We start from the raw sequence: 15217 nt of genomic DNA, 5'->3' as shown, positions 1-15217 counted from the left end.
AGGAAGCATTCGAAGTCGGATCGCGGCGAACGACGCTCGGGCCGCCCCTGCAAGATCTTGTGGGAGGAATCATGCCTGACAACAGACGCGCCGGACCGTTGGCTCGCGACACCATGGCCTATGTGCTGGCTGGCGGCCGGGGCAGCCGGCTGATGGAAATGACCGATACGCGGGCCAAGCCCGCCGTCTTTTTCGGCGGCAAGACGCGCATCATCGATTTCGCGCTGTCGAACGCCATCAATTCCGGCATCCGCCGCATCGGCGTCGCCACCCAATACAAGGCGCACAGCCTGATCCGCCATCTGCAGCACGGCTGGAACTTCCTCAGACCCGGCCGCAATGAGAGCTTCGATATCCTGCCGGCCAGCCAACGCGTCTCGGAAACCCAGTGGTACGAAGGCACGGCGGACGCGGTCTATCAAAACATCGATATCATCGAGGACTACGCGCCGCGCTACATCGTCATTCTTGCTGGCGACCACATCTATAAGATGGACTACGAGATCATGCTGCAGCAGCATGTCGACAGCGGCGCTGACGTCACCGTCGGCTGTCTGGAAGTGCCGCGCATGGAAGCCGTCGCCTTCGGCGTCATGCATGTCGATGAAAATTACAAGATCACCGATTTCGTCGAAAAGCCGGCGGATCCGCCCGCGATCCCCGGCCGGCCGGACACCGCCCTCGCCTCGATGGGCATCTATGTGTTCGAGACCAATTTCCTGATGGACCAGCTGCGCCGGGACGCCGCCGATCCGAACTCCAACCGCGACTTCGGCAAGGACATCATTCCGCATATTGTCAAGCACGGCAGCGCCTACGCCCATCGCTTCAGCGCTTCGGTCGTGCGCTCGGCGGCCGAGCCCGACACCGAAGCCTATTGGCGCGACGTGGGAACCATCGACGCATACTGGCGGGCCAATATCGATCTTACCGACATCATCCCGCCGCTCGACATCTACGACCGCGACTGGCCGATCTGGACCTATGCCGAGATCGTGCCGCCGGCGAAGTTCGTCCATGACGAGGAGGGACGCCGTGGAATGGCCGTGTCTTCGCTGGTCTCCGGGGACTGCATCATCTCGGGCGGCATGTTGAACCGGTCGCTGCTGTTCACCGGTGTGCGCCAGAGCTCCTATTCGCGGCTCGACCACGCGGTCGTTCTGCCGCAATGTCACATCGGCCGACATGCCCGGATCTCCAATGTCGTCATCGATCGCGGCGTCCATATCCCCGACGGCCTGGTTATCGGCGAGGATCCGGAGCTCGACGCCAAGCGGTTTCGGCGAACCGAGAGCGGAATTTGCCTGGTGACCAAACCAATGATCGACAGGCTGGCCTACTGATGACGACCAGCGTGCTCTCCGTCGCTTCGGAGGTCTTTCCCCTGATCAAGACTGGTGGGCTCGCCGACGTCGCGGGCGCCCTGCCGCTGGCGCTGGCCGAGCACGGCTTCGCCGTCCGCACCCTGATGCCGGGATATCCCGACGTGCTCAAGCGCGTCGGGCGCGGCAAGATCGCGTGCCGGTTCGCCAACCTGTTCGGCGGCAAGGCGGAGATCCGCGCCGTGCGGCATGGGGAGCTGGACCTTCTCGTCCTCGACGCGCCGCACCTGTTCGATCGGCCCGGCGGTCCTTACGTCACCCCGGCCGGCTACGATCACCCCGACAATTGGGCGCGCTTCGCGGCGCTTTCCAAGGCCGGCGCCGTCGTGGCGCAGGGCGCGATCGCCGGCTTTTCGCCGGACATCGTCCATGCCCATGACTGGCAGGCCGCGCTCACGCCGGTCTATCTCGCGGTCTCCAACAAGCCGCGGCCGCGGACGGTGGTGACCATCCATAACCTCGCCTTCCAGGGCAATTATCCTAGCAACATCTTCGCCGATCTGGGCTTGCCGGCAACGACATGGTCGATCGAGGGCGTCGAGTATTACGGCAATGTCGGCTATCTGAAGGGCGGCCTGCACGCGGCGGACGTGGTGACCACCGTGAGCCCGACCTATGCCGAGGAGATCCTCACGCCCGAGGGCGGGATGGGACTGGACGGGCTGCTGCGCGGGCTCGGCGACCGGCTCGTCGGGATCGTCAACGGCATCGACGTCGAGGTGTGGGACCCGCAGAGCGATCCGGCGATCGCCAAGACCTACAGCGCCCGCTCGCCCAAGGCCCGCAGCCACAACAAGCGAGCGCTGGAGGGCGAGTTCGGCCTGAGGCGCGACGATGGTCCGATCTTCGCGGTGGTCAGCCGCCTGACCTGGCAAAAGGGTCTCGATCTCGTCGCCGACGCCTGCGACGATCTGGTCGAGCGCGGCATCCGCCTCGTCGTCGTCGGCTCGGGCGACCAGATGATCGAAGGGCAATTCCTGGCTGCCCATGCCCGGCATCCGGACCGGGTGGGGGTGAGAATCGGCTATGACGAGACCCTGTCGCACCGGGTGCAGGCCGGGGCCGACGCCATCCTCATCCCATCCCGGTTCGAGCCCTGCGGTCTCACCCAGCTCTACGGGCTGCGCTATGGCTGCATTCCCATCGTGACCAAGGTCGGCGGACTCGCCGACACGGTGATCGACGCCAATTACGCCGCCGCCAGCGCGGGCGTGGCGACCGGAATCATCTTCTCGCCGCCTTCGGCTCCGGCGCTGATCGAAGCGGCCGAGCGCGCCCACCGCCTCTACGACGATGGCAAGCGCTGGCGGGACATGCAAATCTGCGCCATGAACGCTGATGTGTCCTGGCGCGCCAGCGCCCGGCTTTATGCCGATCTCTACCGCGATCTCATCAAGGAATAGGCCCGCCATGATCGAAACGATCGCGACCCAGCCCTATGACGACCAGAAACCCGGCACGTCCGGTCTGCGCAAGAAGGTCGCGCATTTCAAGAAGCCGCATTACGCCGCCAATTTCATCCAGGCGATCTTCGACGCCGCCGGAAGCGACGCCGGCGAAAGCCTCGTCATCGGCGGCGACGGGCGCTTCTACAACCGCGAGGTGATCCTCACCGCGATCCGGATGGCAGCCGCGAACGGCTACGGTCGCGTGATCGTCGGGCAGGACGGCATCCTGTCGACGCCGGCCGCCTCGCATCTGATCCGCAAGCGCGGCGCCTCGGGCGGCATCATCCTGTCGGCGAGCCACAATCCGGGCGGACCCAAGGGCGATTTCGGCATCAAGTACAACATCGCCAATGGTGGCCCGGCTCCCGAAGCGGTGACCGAGGCGATTTTCGAAAAGACCAGGACGATCTCGCGCTATCGCGTGTGGACCGAAACCGCTCCGAACATCTCCCATCTCGGCGAGACCCGACTCGGCGACATGGTGGTCGAGGTGGTCGACCCGGTCGCCGACTATGCGGAATTGATGGAGACGCTGTTCGACTTCGGCAAGATTCGCGAACTGATCGTTTCCGGTTTCACCCTCCGCTTTGACGCCATGCATGCGGTCACCGGCCCCTATGCCAGGGAAATCCTCGAAAACCGCCTTGGCGCGCCGGCCGGAACGGTGATCAACGGAGAGCCGAAGGAGGATTTCGGCGGTGGTCATCCCGATCCCAACGCCGTTCATGCGGCAGTCCTGATCAACGAGATGATGGCACCGGATGGTCCGGATTTCGGTGCCGCCTCGGACGGCGACGGCGACCGCAACCTGATCGTCGGCAAGGGCATTCTCGTCACGCCGTCGGATTCGCTGGCGATTCTGGCCGCCAACGCCCATCTGGCGCCCGGCTACGCCAAGGGCATTGTCGGAATCGCGCGGTCGATGCCGACCAGCCAGGCCGCCGACCGGGTGGCGCAGAAGCGCGGCGTCGATCTTTACGAGACGCCGACCGGCTGGAAGTTCTTCGGCACGCTGCTCGACGCCGGCAAGGTGACGATCTGCGGCGAGGAGAGCGCCGGCACCGGCTCCGACCATGTGCGCGAGAAGGACGGCCTGTGGGCCGTGCTCTTATGGCTCAACATTCTCGCCGAGCGCCGCGAGAGCGTGAAGGCAATTGTCGAGGGCCATTGGACGGAATTCGGCCGCACCTTCTATCAGCGCCACGACTATGAGGAGATCGACACCCGGGCGGCGCGCGGCCTGATGGAATCGCTGCATGACCGGCTCGCCTCGATGGCCGGGCAACGCTTCGGCACGCTCGTCGTCTCTGAAGCCGACGATTTTTCCTACAAGGATCCGATCGACGGCTCGGTCGCCACCGGCCAGGGCGTGAGGATCGTCTTTTCCGGCGGGTCGCGGATCGTCTACCGCCTGTCGGGCACCGGCACGAAGGGCGCGACGCTGCGCGTCTATATCGAGCGCTACGAGCCGGACGCAGCCAAACATGCTATCGCACCGAAAGAGGCACTGGCGGAACTGATCGACACCGCCGATGTTATCGGAGAGATCAAGAACCGTACGGGCCGGTCCCACCCGGACGTCATCACCTGACCAAGAGGCTCAATGAGCAACACCATCACAGCCGAGCGCGGCGCTCCCGCATCGCTCGGTGCGACGATTGACGACGGCGGCGTGCATTTCGCAGTCTATTCCGAGAATGCCGACGAGATTCATGTCTGCCTTTTCGATGAGGGCGGCACCCAGGAAACCGACCGCATCCCGCTTCCCGGGCGCGATGGTGGCACTCGGTTCGGCTTTGTGCCGGGCCTGGCCGCCGGCACCCGCTATGGCCTGCGCGCCGTCGGACCCTACAAGCCTGAGGAAGGCCACCGCTTCGACTATTCGAAATTCCTGGTCGACCCTTATGCGGTGCAGCTCGACCGGCCGTTCACCTACCGCCCGGCGCTGACCGCCCCCCCCGAACGCCAGATCGACAGCGCTCCGTTCCTGCCGCGCGCCATCGTTACAGCGCCGGACCGCGACGCCAAGCCGCTGCCCTTTGCGAACCCCGGGCTCACCTACGAACTCTTGGTCCGCGCCTATTCTCAGCGGCACCCGGACGTGCCGGCGGAAATTCGCGGTACCGTCGCGGCGCTGGCCGAGCCATACTTCCTCGATCACTTGCAGAAGGTCGGCATCGACACGGTCGAACTGATGCCGCTCGCCGCCTGGATCGACGAAGGCCATCTCCTCAATTTCAACCTGACCAACGCTTGGGGCTATAACCCGATCACTCATATGGCGCCGGACCCACGCCTCGCCCCTGGTGGCTTCGCCGAGATTCGCAAGGTCGTCGAGGCGATGCACGCGCGCGGCATCCGGGTTCTCCTTGACGTCGTCTTCAACCACTCCGGCGAGGGCTCCGAGGAAGGGCCGACGATCTGCTATCGCGGCCTCGACAATCTGCTCTACTACCGCCATCCCGAAGGCGAGCCGGAGTTCATGCTGAACGACACCGGCACCGGCAACACCATGGCGACCCACAAGGAACCGGTGGCCAAGATGTTCATCGATGTGCTGCGTACCTGGGTTCAGGCGACCGGCATCGACGGCTTCCGCTACGATCTCGGCACGGTGCTCGGCCGCCTGCCGGACGGGTTCTCCCACGACGCGCCGTTCTTCAAGATGATTGAAAAAGACGACGTGCTGAAGGATCGCATCCATGTCGGCGAACCGTGGGACGTCGGTCCCGGCGGCTATCAGGTCGGCAATTTCCCCAAGCCTTGGTTCGAGTGGCAGGACAAGTTCCGCGACGACGTCCGCAAGTTCTGGAAGGGCGAGGCCGGCATGATCGGGGCGCTGGCGACGCGGCTTGCCGGCTCCGCCGACCTCTACAATCACGACGGCCGGCTGCCTTCGGCGGGCGTCAATTTCATCGCCGCCCATGACGGCTTCACCCTCGCCGACATCGCCATGTACGAGGACAAACACAACGAGGCCAATGGCGAGGACAATCGCGACGGCCACAACGACAATCACTCCTGGAACAACGGTGTCGAAGGCGAAACCGACGATCCGGCGATCATCGACGCGCGCGGCAAGGACATCCGGGCGATGCTGGCGACGCTGCTGGTCGCGCGCGGCACGCCGATGATCGTCGCCGGCGACGAGTTCGGCCGCACCCAGGGCGGCAACAACAACGGTTATGCCCAGGACAACGAGATTACCTGGCTCGACTGGGACAACGCCGACGAGGGCTTGATCGAATTCACCGGCAAGCTGGCCAAACTGCGCCGTGAGCACCCGGCGCTCAATGCCGATCGCTTTCTGACCGGCGAACTGGTCGAAGGCGGCGATGTCGAGGACGTGATCTGGTTGCGGGAAGACGGCCACGCCATGGAAGACGACGACTGGAATGATCCGGAGCGTCGCTTCGTCGGCATGTCGGTCTATTCGCCGAAGACCGAAGCCGACAGCGAAAGCGAGCGGGCGGTGATCTACGTCAACGGCACCCAAGAGGATGTTGCGGTGACGCTGCCCGAGCCACGCGAGGGCCATGTCTACTGCCTGCAGATCCAGTCGGATTGGCCGCAGCTCGAGCCGCGCCGGATCGATCACGCCGACGGCGTCGTGGTGCAGTCGCGCTCGGTCTTCATCATGCTGGAGGAACAGGACGACGGCGAAGCTTGATCCTTCGTCCACAGGCCGGCGGGCGAACCGGTTTGCCGCGACAGCAACGAGACGGTACTAAGGAAGGGAGCGTCGGCATGGGCCGCGCTCCCTTTTTCCTGTCCGAACCCGGCCGATTGCAGACCATGCCCATCCGCCAGCTATCCGATGCCCTGATCGACCAGATCGCCGCTGGCGAAGTGGTCGAGCGGCCGGCGAGCGTCGTCAAGGAACTGGTCGAGAACGCGCTGGATGCCGGTGCAAGGCGCATCGAGATCGCGACCGCCGGCGGTGGCAAGAATCTGATCCGGGTGAGCGACGACGGCTGCGGCATTCCGGCGGGCGAACTGCCGCTCGCGGTGCGCCGGCACTGCACCTCCAAGCTTGCCGGGGGTCTCGAGGCCATCGACACGCTCGGCTTTCGCGGCGAGGCGCTGCCTTCGATCGGCTCGGTCGCGCGGCTCTCGTTGAAATCCCGCGCCGACGGCGCCGCCGAGGCCCATGAGATCTCCGTCGATGGCGGCCGTCTGGACGGCCCGCGACCGACGGCCCTGTCCAAGGGAACCGTGATCGAGGTCCGCGATCTTTTCCACGCCGTGCCGGCGCGGTTGAAATTCCTCAAGAGCGACCGGGCGGAAGGCGCCGCGATCACCGAGATCGTCCGCCGCATCGCCATCGCCTTTCCCGAAGTGCGATTCGAGCTGGCCGGTCCCGACCGCGGCCGCACGATCTTCGAGGCGGTGTCGCACGCCGACCGGATTCATCGCATCTCCGCCGTCGTCGGCGCCGAGTTCGGCGACAATGCGATTGCCATCGACGCCGTGCGCGAGGAGGTCCGGCTCGAGGGCTTCGCCGGGCTTCCGACCTTCAATCGCGGCAACGGGCTGGCGCAGTTCTTCTACGTCAACGGCCGGCCGGTGCGCGACAAGATGCTGCTGTCGGCGCTGCGCGGCGCCTATGCCGACGTTTTGGCGAAGGACCGCCACCCGATCGCGGTGCTGTTCCTGACGCTCGACCCGGCGCTGGTCGACGTCAATGTGCATCCGGCCAAGGCCGATGTGCGCTTCCGCGATCCCGGCCTGGTGCGCGGCCTTGTCGTCGGGTCGATCCGCCAGGCTTTTACCGAGGCGGGCTTGCGGTCCTCGACCGCCAATGCTTCCGGCCTGATGGCGCGTTTCCGGCCGGACGGCGCCACCACGGTCGCGCCCGGTTCGCGCCGCTTCGAGGGCTTCGCCCCCGGCGGCTTCGCAGCACCGCGACAGGCGGCCTACGATGTCGGCGCATCGCCCTTCCGCCCGCTCAACGGCGCCTGTGACGCGGCGACGCTGGAGCGAGGCGATGCGGAACCGGTATTCGGTCAGGATCACGCGGACGCGCCGTTGCAGCCGCCGGGTGACGGGACCGACACAGGGGCGGGAGAACGCGATCACCCACTGGGCGCGGCCAAGGCGCAGTTCCACAGCAACTTCATCGTCGCCGAGACCGAAGACGGAATCGTCATCGTCGACCAGCACGCGGCGCATGAGCGGCTGGTCTACGAGGCACTGAAGACGGCGCTGCATGGCCGCCCCCTTCCCGCCCAGCTGCTGCTGATCCCGGAAATCGTCGATCTGCCCGAGGACGACGCGGATCGTCTCGCCGACAACGCCGCGACCTTCGCGCAGCTCGGCCTCGGCATCGAGCGCTTCGGACCGGGCGCCGTGGCGGTGCGCGAGACGCCGGCCATCCTCGGCCGCGTCGACTGCCAGCGGCTGGTTCGCGATCTGGCGGACGAACTGGCCGAGTTCGGCACTGCCGATACGGTGCGCGGCCGGATCGACCATGTTGCGGCGACGATCGCCTGCCACGGGTCGGTGCGGTCCGGGCGGAACCTGAAGCCGGACGAGATGAATGCCCTGTTGCGCGACATGGAGACCACGCCGGGGTCCGGCCAATGCAATCACGGCCGCCCAACCTTCATCGAGTTAAAGCTCGCCGACATCGAGAAGATGTTCGGGCGGCGTTAGAGTGGCTCACGGGTGTGGGTGAGTCGCATTAAAATCCTATCCGGCAAACTGCTATCGGGCGGGACGAAATATTCAATGCGAACTTCCTCGCTGATGGTGGTTGTGGACCATACGAGGAGGGATATGGTTAGTAGACATGTCCGGACATGTGGGGGAGTGCCGAGCGGAAGATGGGGGAAGAGGTTGGATCAGTCCGGAAGGCCGAATGCGGCATCTGCGCGGGCGTTCGGAACTGCGAAGTGCGGGGGTTTCACCCTCAGCGCGGCGGTGACGACGACTACCAGTGGCATGTTGGCTGGTATATTCTTGAATGTCGAGGATGCGAGCACGTGTTCGTAGAGACCGTCAGCAGCAACTCAGAAGACTACGAGCACGATTACGGACCCAGCGGAGAAACTCTGACTTTCCACAGGGAGGAAAAGAGGCATTGGCCTGCCAGCGCGTCCAGAGTCCGACCAGATTGGCTGTTCAGCAATACGATTGAGGCAGAACACGAAGGGCGACTCGGCGAAGCCCTTGCTGAGCTCTATCGCGCCCTGGACAATGACCTTCATATGCTGGCGTCCATAGGTATTCGCACATGTTTCGATATTGCTTCAGAAGCTCTCGGTATTGATCCTCGCCACACGTTCAAGGAAAAGCTGAAGGAACTCGTACAGACGGAGCGGATAGGCCCCCGCGAAAACGGGGCCATCGAGGGGCGGCTGCCGTAGACGAGAGCGACACGACGGTCATCGAACACTAGTTTAGACTGGGCTCGACATTTGACGCCTCTTCGGCCCGGCGTTAGTCAGCAGCCGATCGACCGGCCTTTCATGCTTGGTCCACCGAAAGCGGAGACATCTATGAACCGCATGGAGAGCGGCGGCGAGGCCAAGCTCAAATACGGCACGCCGGATTTTCAGGTCATTACGCCGGGCGCCTATGTGCGCTGCGCCGTCACCGGCGAGGCGATTCCGCTCGATCTCCTGCGCTATTGGAGCGTGGAACGTCAGGAAGCCTATATCGACGGCGAGGCCTCGTTCCGGCGCGAGATGGAGGCCGGCGGCCAAAAGCGCTAAAGCCGCTTTCGGGAGGAAATCCTACCTGAACTTGCGGCGCCGGAACGCCAGCTGCGTGTCGCGCACGATCCGCGCGCCGAGGCTGTCCGGCTCGAAGCGCAGATCGACGTCGAGCACCTCGCATTCCTTGAAGAAAAGCTGCTGCGCGGTCGTTCCCGTCGCCAACCGCACCGCGTCCTTGCGGGTCGTGGCCAATTGCAGTCCGGATCGCCAGGCAGCGGCGGACAACTCGTCCATGTCGCCTTTCGAAAAAACATGGTGATCGGGAAAGTCGCGGGTCTCGACGATCTCGGCGCCGAGCGCGGCAAGGCTCGCATAGAACTTCGTCGGATCGGCGATGCCGGCGAAGGCGAGCACCCGCATGCCGCCGAACCGATCGCCGTCGCGCGGCTCCAACGCGGCCTCGAAGACCGGCTTGTTGGCTCGCGCCGTCCGCCGGATCACCGTGTCGCCGCCATCGCCCTGACCGACCACGAGCAGCGCGTCCGCCAAGCGGATCTGGTCGATGACCGGCGCCCGCACCGGTCCCGCCGGGATGACGGCGCCATTGCCGAGCCCGCGCCGCGCGTCGATCACGATGAGCGCGTAATCGATCCACAGGCGCGAACTTTGGAACCCGTCATCCATGATGATGAAGTTGACGCCATGCTCGCGCTTCAAAAGCGCCGCCGCCTGTTTGCGATCAACCGCCACAGCAGTGGGCGCGACGGTTGCGAGCAGCAGCGGCTCATCACCGACCTCGCCCGCCGAGTGGTGCTCCGGGTCGACCGCGACCGCCCCACGGCCCGATCGGCCATGACCGCGTGAGACGAAACCGGGCCGAAGGCCCGCCGCCTTCGCCGCCCGGCCAAGCGCCATCGCGGTCGGCGTCTTGCCGCCGCCGCCGACGGTGAAATTGCCGACGCACAAAACCGGCACATCGATGTCGGCACGCTCGCCGCGCTCCAGATTGCGCCGGGCGACGCGCCCGTAGATCATCGCCGCCGGTGCGAGAAGTCGCGTCGGCCACGAGCGCGCCCGCCACCAGAAAGGCGGGGTTTCCTGCAGCATCATCGCGGCATTGCGGGCCGGCAACGGCGCGCGAGACTGATCGACAGCTTCAGCGGATGCAGGAAGGGATGGAGGGACTGCAGCGTGCGGGGAAGCGCGCCGCGCATTTCCTCGACGGTCGCCGCCGCGGCCGCCGCCATGTCGGCCAACCGCTCGGGCTCGCGAAGCAGTTGGTCGACATGGGACGCCAGAGACTCCCCATCACGCACGATCCGCGCGCCGCCGTTCTTCAGGAGGCGCTGATAGGCATCGCGGAAGTTCTGGACAAATCGACCGGAGAGGACCGCTGTCCCGAGCATCGCCGCCTCGAGTGGGTTCTGGCCGCCCTGCCCGGTGATCGACTTGCCGAGAAAGGCGATGTCCGTCAGCCGCAGATACAATCCCATCTCGCCCATGGTGTCGCCGAGCAGGATATCCGTCGTCTCGTCCGGCTGCTCGCCTCGACTGCGCCGCGCCACCTTGAAGCCCTGTTCCAGCAACGCCTGCTCGATCTCGTCGCCGCGATCGACGTGCCGCGGCACGATGATGGTGAGGAGACCGGGATGGCGCTGCGCGAGCGAGCGATGCACGTCCCCGGCCAGCGCTTCCTCGCCGGGATGGGTGGAAAGCGCCGCCCATCGGGGTCGGCGCCCGAGGACCCGTTGCAGTTCGGCAAGCGCCGATTCGGAGCTCGGGGGCGGGCCGACATCGGCTTTCAGATTGCCGGCGACAGTGACCGCCCGGGCTCCGAGGAGACGAAAGCGCTCGCCGTCGACATCCGACTGGGCGACGACATGCGCAAGATTCTCCAACAGCGCTTCCGCCAGCCAGGGGGCCGACTTCCAGCGCTTGAAAGACCTGTCCGAAAGGCGCGCGTTGACCAGGACCTGCGGAATGCGGCGCCGGCCGAGCTCCAGCATGGTCATCGGCCAGATTTCGCTCTCGGCCACGATGGCCACGTCGGGACGCCAATGATCCAGAAACCGCGCCAAGGTGGGCTTCATGTCGAGCGGCACATATTGGTGGATGGCACAGTCGGCGAGGTTGTCGTGGACGAAATGCGCCGAAGTCATCGTGCCGGTGGTCATGACGACATTGATGCCATGGGCTGCTATCTCGCGGACCAGCGGCGCGACCGCCGCGCTCTCGCCGACACTCGCCGCGTGCATCCATAATAGCGGCCCGCTATCCGGCCGCTCGATGCTGGCATAGCCATAACGCTCGCGCCGCCGTGCCGGATCCTCCTTGCCGCGCGAAATGCGGTAGCCGACATAGGGGCCGAGCATCGGATAGGCGAGCGATCCGGCGAGACGATATGCCGCAAGCGCCGTGCGGGCGAGCGCGTCGCTCACGGCGCATCTCGCACAAGCCGCTCGACCGCCTCGTTCGCAGCGTTGATCGCCTGCGTGATCTCGCGGCGCTTGATTTCGATCATCGTATCGTCGGCATCGGCGGGAACGGTGATCGGTTTTCCCACGACCACGGCAAGACGGCCGAACGGCAGTGGTACCGTGGTCTTGTCCCACGAACTCGAGACGACATAGCGGCGGCTGGTCACCGCGGCCGAGGGAAGCACTGGACGCCCGGTGATGCGGGCCAATGTCACGATGCCGAGACCGGCCTTTCGCGGCGTTCCCTTCGGCACGTCGGCGATCATGCAGACTCCAAAGCCGTCCGCGAGAAAGCGGCGCAGGGCGATCAGCGCCCGGGCTCCGCCTTTTTGCGCACCGACCGTCCCGGCCCGGCCACCGGATCCGCGCACCGTCGCGATGCCGAACCGCTCGACGACGATCGCGTTGATTTCCGCGTCGGCGCTGCGCGACAGCAGTGCCACATAGGGCAATTTAGGCGGCCGGAAGAACGGCGCGAGCAGGTGCTGTCCATGCCACAGACCGACGATGGCCGGATGTTCCTCGTCGAGAATCCTCTCCCAATCGGAGGAACCCGGAGCCTCCTTCTGGGTCGCGCGCACGAAGCACAGGCCTCGGTAGATAGCGGCCCCGGCCAGGACCGTGGCGACCCGGCTGCGAAGCACATCGCGCCCGATACGACGCCAGCGTCTCTGCCACCCCTGAAGCCAGGACCGCTTCAAGGGTGCCGCGTTGCCGGCCGTCTCGTCGGCCATGGTTTCATCCGACATAGTGACCCGTACCGCGATGGTTGAGGTGTCTGCTCACGCATTTTCCGGATTCAAGAGACGGTGCATGTGAACGATGAAGTAGCGCACGGCCGCATTGTCGACAGTCTGCTGCGCCTTGCCCCGCCAAGCCGCGAGGGCCGACGCGTAATCGGGGAAGATTCCGACGATATCAAGGCTTCCGAGATCCTTGAAATCCACGCTCTGAAGGTCTGTCAACTCGCCACCGAACACCAGGTGCAGCAGTTGCTTGGGCTCTTGCTCTTCCATTAAAATCGAATCCTCGTTGCTCGGTCCGCCGAGCGAGATCAATCGGGAATCGCTCTCGTCAGCTGTCTGACACGCGCCATAGCATCATGTGATGCCGCCATCAAAAGGCCATGCCTCCTGCCCTCGCTTCTGTAAAGTGCGGGCACGCCGCCACGATCGCACAACAGCCCGCCGGCCTTCTCGATGAGAAGGTCCGCGGCGGCGATATCCCAGTCATTGGCACGCGGACGGATCAACGTCCCGTCGAGCCGACCCGAGGCCACGAGAGCCAGACGATAGGCGAGCGAGGGAACCGCTTTTTCCGCCAAGATGGGCTCGCCGCCGGCCGCGTCAAGCCGCTTGCGTATGGCATCGGGAACCGCGAGGCGAAGCCGGTCGCTGGTGCCAGGCCGACTCACCGAACAGACGGCTCCATTCAGACGCGTCGGGGAATCGGCTGTCACTTCGAACACCTCGCCAAGCGCCGGGGCGGCGATGACGCCGATCACCGGGCGGCCTCGCTCGATGACGGCGATCGAGACGCACCAGGTGTCCTCGCCGCGCAGATAGGCACGGGTACCGTCGATCGGATCGACGACGAAGAACCGGTCGGCCTCCACTTCGCGAATCTCGGGCCGTTCCATCTCCTCCGAAACCCAGCCATAGGACGGCCGTGCGCCAACCAGCGCGTCCTTCAGGAAGGCATCGACGGCGACGTCCGCCTCGCTGACCGGTGAATTGCCCTCCTTCCACCAAACCCTTGGATCGCGCCGAAAGAAGCGCATGGCGACCGCGCCGGCCTCCATTGCGGCGGACTTCACCAGTTCGAGATCGTCGCGCATGCCGGTCAAGTCAGCGCCCCGCCACCATCATCGATTCGATTCGAAGCGTGGGCGCGACGATGGAGAATCGCTCGTCGAGATCGTTCGCGGCGGCGAGCGAGGCCAGCATCTCGCGAAGATTTCCGGCGATGGTCAGCTCCGATACCGGCGTGGTAATCTCGCCATTCTCGATCAGAAAGCCCGAAGCGCCGCGGCTGTAGTCACCGGTGACGAGATTGGTGCCGTGGCCGATGAGCTCGTCGATATAAAGCCCCCGCCCGGTCTCGCGGACGAGTTCGGCGGGTGTCATATCGCCCGGCGAGACCAGCACGTTCGTCGCCGATGGCGAGACGCCACCGGACGAACGGCTGGCACGGCCGTTGGTCTCCAGGTCGAGTTCCTTGGCTGTCGCCGAGTCGAGAATCCAGTTCACGAGGACACCGTTCTCGACCAGCGCCATTGCCTCGCCGCGTACGCCCTCGCCGTCGAAGGAACGCGAGCCGGGTCGTCGCGGCAACAGCGGGTCGTCCATGATGGTGAATGTCGCCGGAAGAATCCGTTCACCCATCCGGTCCTTGAGGAAACTGGTTTTGCGCGCGATCGCCGAGCCGTTGATCGCCGACACGATGCTGCCGATGAGACCGCGGGCGATGCGCGGATCGAAGATCACCGGATAGCGCCCGGTGGCAACGGTCCCGGGATCGAGCCGCCGCACGGCACGCTCGCCGGCGCTCCGGCCGATCGTCTCCGGCGCCGCCAGATCGGCGGAGTGGATGCGCGAATCGAAATCGAAATCGCGCTGCATCTTGACGCCCTCGCCGGCGATGACACTGACCGAGCGGGAAAATCCCGAGCGCATGCGGTGACCGGCAAAACCGGAGGAGGTGGCGAGAACCAGCCCCGACGACCCGGCCGAAACCGAGGCGCCCCCTGAATTGGTCACGCCTTCGACGGCGCGCGCCGCCTCTTCCATGGCGAGCGCCTGCTCGACCATCGTCCGGCTGTCGATATCCGATGCGTCAAACTGGTCGAGATCGAGCGCGTCGTGCGCCAGCCGCCGCGGATCGGCAAGCCCGGCGAAGGCGTCCTCCGGCGAGACCTTGGCCATCGCCACAGCACGCTCGGCGAGCGGCTGGGCATCGGCGTGGATGTCCGCCGAGACGGTCGCCACGCGGCGGCCGACGAAGACGCGGAGCGACATATCCTCGCTCTCGGCGCTTTCGGTTTCCTCGACCTTGCCGAGCCGAACCGAGACAGAGCGCCCGAAGGAGCGGACTACCGCCACGTCGCAGGCATCCGCCCCCGCCTTGCGGGCGGTCTCGATGAGCCGCTCGGCGGTCGCCAAGAGCCGCGTCGTATCGTCGTGCATGATGTCGCCCGCTGGTTTTCGTTCAGGAACCATCTATTGTGCGACGCGACACCCATCAAGACGCCG

Annotated in this window: 13 protein-coding genes; 7 read left to right on the top strand and 6 right to left on the bottom strand. The window is 65.5% G+C overall.

The window, feature by feature from the left end; genetic code table 11:
- The first annotated feature begins 71 nt into the window (after positions 1–71).
- From glgC to VQ045_RS10690, 7 genes are all read left to right on the top strand, one after another.
- On the top strand, positions 72–1343 hold the full coding sequence (glgC, locus tag VQ045_RS10720) for a glucose-1-phosphate adenylyltransferase (protein ID WP_331830092.1): 1272 nt from the start codon (positions 72–74) through the stop codon (positions 1341–1343).
- A complete protein-coding gene (gene glgA / locus VQ045_RS10715; protein ID WP_331830091.1) occupies positions 1343–2785 on the top strand; it encodes a glycogen synthase GlgA in 1443 nt (480 codons plus the stop codon). Before glgC ends, glgA begins: the two co-directional genes overlap by 1 nt.
- A gap of 7 nt (positions 2786–2792) precedes the next feature.
- Positions 2793–4421 (top strand): alpha-D-glucose phosphate-specific phosphoglucomutase, encoded by a 1629-nt coding sequence (locus VQ045_RS10710; RefSeq protein ID WP_331830090.1) that lies wholly within the window; start codon positions 2793–2795, stop codon positions 4419–4421.
- 12 nt (positions 4422–4433) lie between these two features.
- Complete coding sequence (gene glgX, locus VQ045_RS10705) at positions 4434–6500, top strand: glycogen debranching protein GlgX (RefSeq protein ID WP_331830089.1); 2067 nt, start codon at positions 4434–4436, stop codon at positions 6498–6500.
- Positions 6501–6625: 125 nt separating this feature from the next.
- The gene (mutL, locus tag VQ045_RS10700; protein WP_331830106.1) at positions 6626–8485 is read left to right on the top strand and encodes a DNA mismatch repair endonuclease MutL; all 1860 of its coding nucleotides are present in this window, start codon (positions 6626–6628) and stop codon (positions 8483–8485) included.
- A gap of 329 nt (positions 8486–8814) precedes the next feature.
- On the top strand, positions 8815–9198 hold the full coding sequence (locus VQ045_RS10695; RefSeq protein WP_331830088.1) for a hypothetical protein: 384 nt from the start codon (positions 8815–8817) through the stop codon (positions 9196–9198).
- A gap of 132 nt (positions 9199–9330) precedes the next feature.
- The gene (locus VQ045_RS10690; protein ID WP_331830087.1) at positions 9331–9546 is read left to right on the top strand and encodes a DUF2093 domain-containing protein; all 216 of its coding nucleotides are present in this window, start codon (positions 9331–9333) and stop codon (positions 9544–9546) included.
- 21 nt (positions 9547–9567) lie between these two features.
- Here VQ045_RS10690 and lpxK read toward each other — a convergent pair whose 3' ends face one another.
- Genes lpxK through VQ045_RS10660 form a run of 6 tightly spaced genes read right to left on the bottom strand, consistent with a single transcriptional unit; the run spans position 9568 to position 15151 of the window.
- On the bottom strand, positions 9568–10596 hold the full coding sequence (lpxK, locus tag VQ045_RS10685) for a tetraacyldisaccharide 4'-kinase (protein ID WP_331830086.1): 1029 nt from the start codon (positions 10594–10596) through the stop codon (positions 9568–9570).
- A complete protein-coding gene (gene waaA, locus VQ045_RS10680; protein WP_331830085.1) occupies positions 10596–11927 on the bottom strand; it encodes a lipid IV(A) 3-deoxy-D-manno-octulosonic acid transferase in 1332 nt (443 codons plus the stop codon). Before waaA ends, lpxK begins: the two co-directional genes overlap by 1 nt.
- Positions 11924–12700 carry a lysophospholipid acyltransferase family protein gene (locus VQ045_RS10675; RefSeq protein ID WP_331830084.1) on the bottom strand — a complete coding sequence of 259 codons (777 nt, stop codon included), beginning with the start codon at positions 12698–12700 and terminating at the stop codon, positions 11924–11926. Before VQ045_RS10675 ends, waaA begins: the two co-directional genes overlap by 4 nt.
- A gap of 48 nt (positions 12701–12748) precedes the next feature.
- The gene (locus VQ045_RS10670) at positions 12749–12982 is read right to left on the bottom strand and encodes a DUF4170 domain-containing protein (protein ID WP_331830105.1); all 234 of its coding nucleotides are present in this window, start codon (positions 12980–12982) and stop codon (positions 12749–12751) included.
- 38 nt (positions 12983–13020) lie between these two features.
- Positions 13021–13803 (bottom strand): 3'(2'),5'-bisphosphate nucleotidase CysQ, encoded by a 783-nt coding sequence (locus tag VQ045_RS10665; RefSeq protein ID WP_331830083.1) that lies wholly within the window; start codon positions 13801–13803, stop codon positions 13021–13023.
- Positions 13804–13813: 10 nt separating this feature from the next.
- Positions 13814–15151, bottom strand: coding sequence for a TldD/PmbA family protein (locus VQ045_RS10660; protein WP_331830082.1), 1338 nt, complete (start codon positions 15149–15151; stop codon positions 13814–13816).
- Between the last annotated feature and the right edge of the window lie 66 nt (positions 15152–15217).

The organism is Aurantimonas sp. E1-2-R+4, assembly GCF_036549515.1.
Lineage (GTDB): Bacteria > Pseudomonadota > Alphaproteobacteria > Rhizobiales > Rhizobiaceae > Aurantimonas > Aurantimonas coralicida_A.
This window is presented reverse-complemented; position numbering and strand designations above follow the sequence as displayed.

Bases quoted from the DNA above. Each gene is read 5' to 3' on its own strand.
- VQ045_RS10690 (WP_331830087.1), top strand. From the start codon at position 9,331: ATGAACCGCATGGAGAGCGGCGGCGAGGCCAAGCTCAAATACGGCACG.
- glgA (WP_331830091.1), top strand. From the start codon at position 1,343: ATGACGACCAGCGTGCTCTCCGTCGCTTCGGAGGTCTTTCCCCTGATC.
- glgC (WP_331830092.1), top strand. From the start codon at position 72: ATGCCTGACAACAGACGCGCCGGACCGTTGGCTCGCGACACCATGGCC.
- VQ045_RS10670 (WP_331830105.1), bottom strand. From the start codon at position 12,982: ATGGAAGAGCAAGAGCCCAAGCAACTGCTGCACCTGGTGTTCGGTGGC.
- lpxK (WP_331830086.1), bottom strand. From the start codon at position 10,596: ATGCTGCAGGAAACCCCGCCTTTCTGGTGGCGGGCGCGCTCGTGGCCG.
- glgX (WP_331830089.1), top strand. From the start codon at position 4,434: ATGAGCAACACCATCACAGCCGAGCGCGGCGCTCCCGCATCGCTCGGT.
- VQ045_RS10665 (WP_331830083.1), bottom strand. From the start codon at position 13,803: ATGCGCGACGATCTCGAACTGGTGAAGTCCGCCGCAATGGAGGCCGGC.
- mutL (WP_331830106.1), top strand. From the start codon at position 6,626: ATGCCCATCCGCCAGCTATCCGATGCCCTGATCGACCAGATCGCCGCT.
- VQ045_RS10710 (WP_331830090.1), top strand. From the start codon at position 2,793: ATGATCGAAACGATCGCGACCCAGCCCTATGACGACCAGAAACCCGGC.
- VQ045_RS10675 (WP_331830084.1), bottom strand. From the start codon at position 12,700: ATGGCCGACGAGACGGCCGGCAACGCGGCACCCTTGAAGCGGTCCTGG.
- VQ045_RS10660 (WP_331830082.1), bottom strand. From the start codon at position 15,151: ATGCACGACGATACGACGCGGCTCTTGGCGACCGCCGAGCGGCTCATC.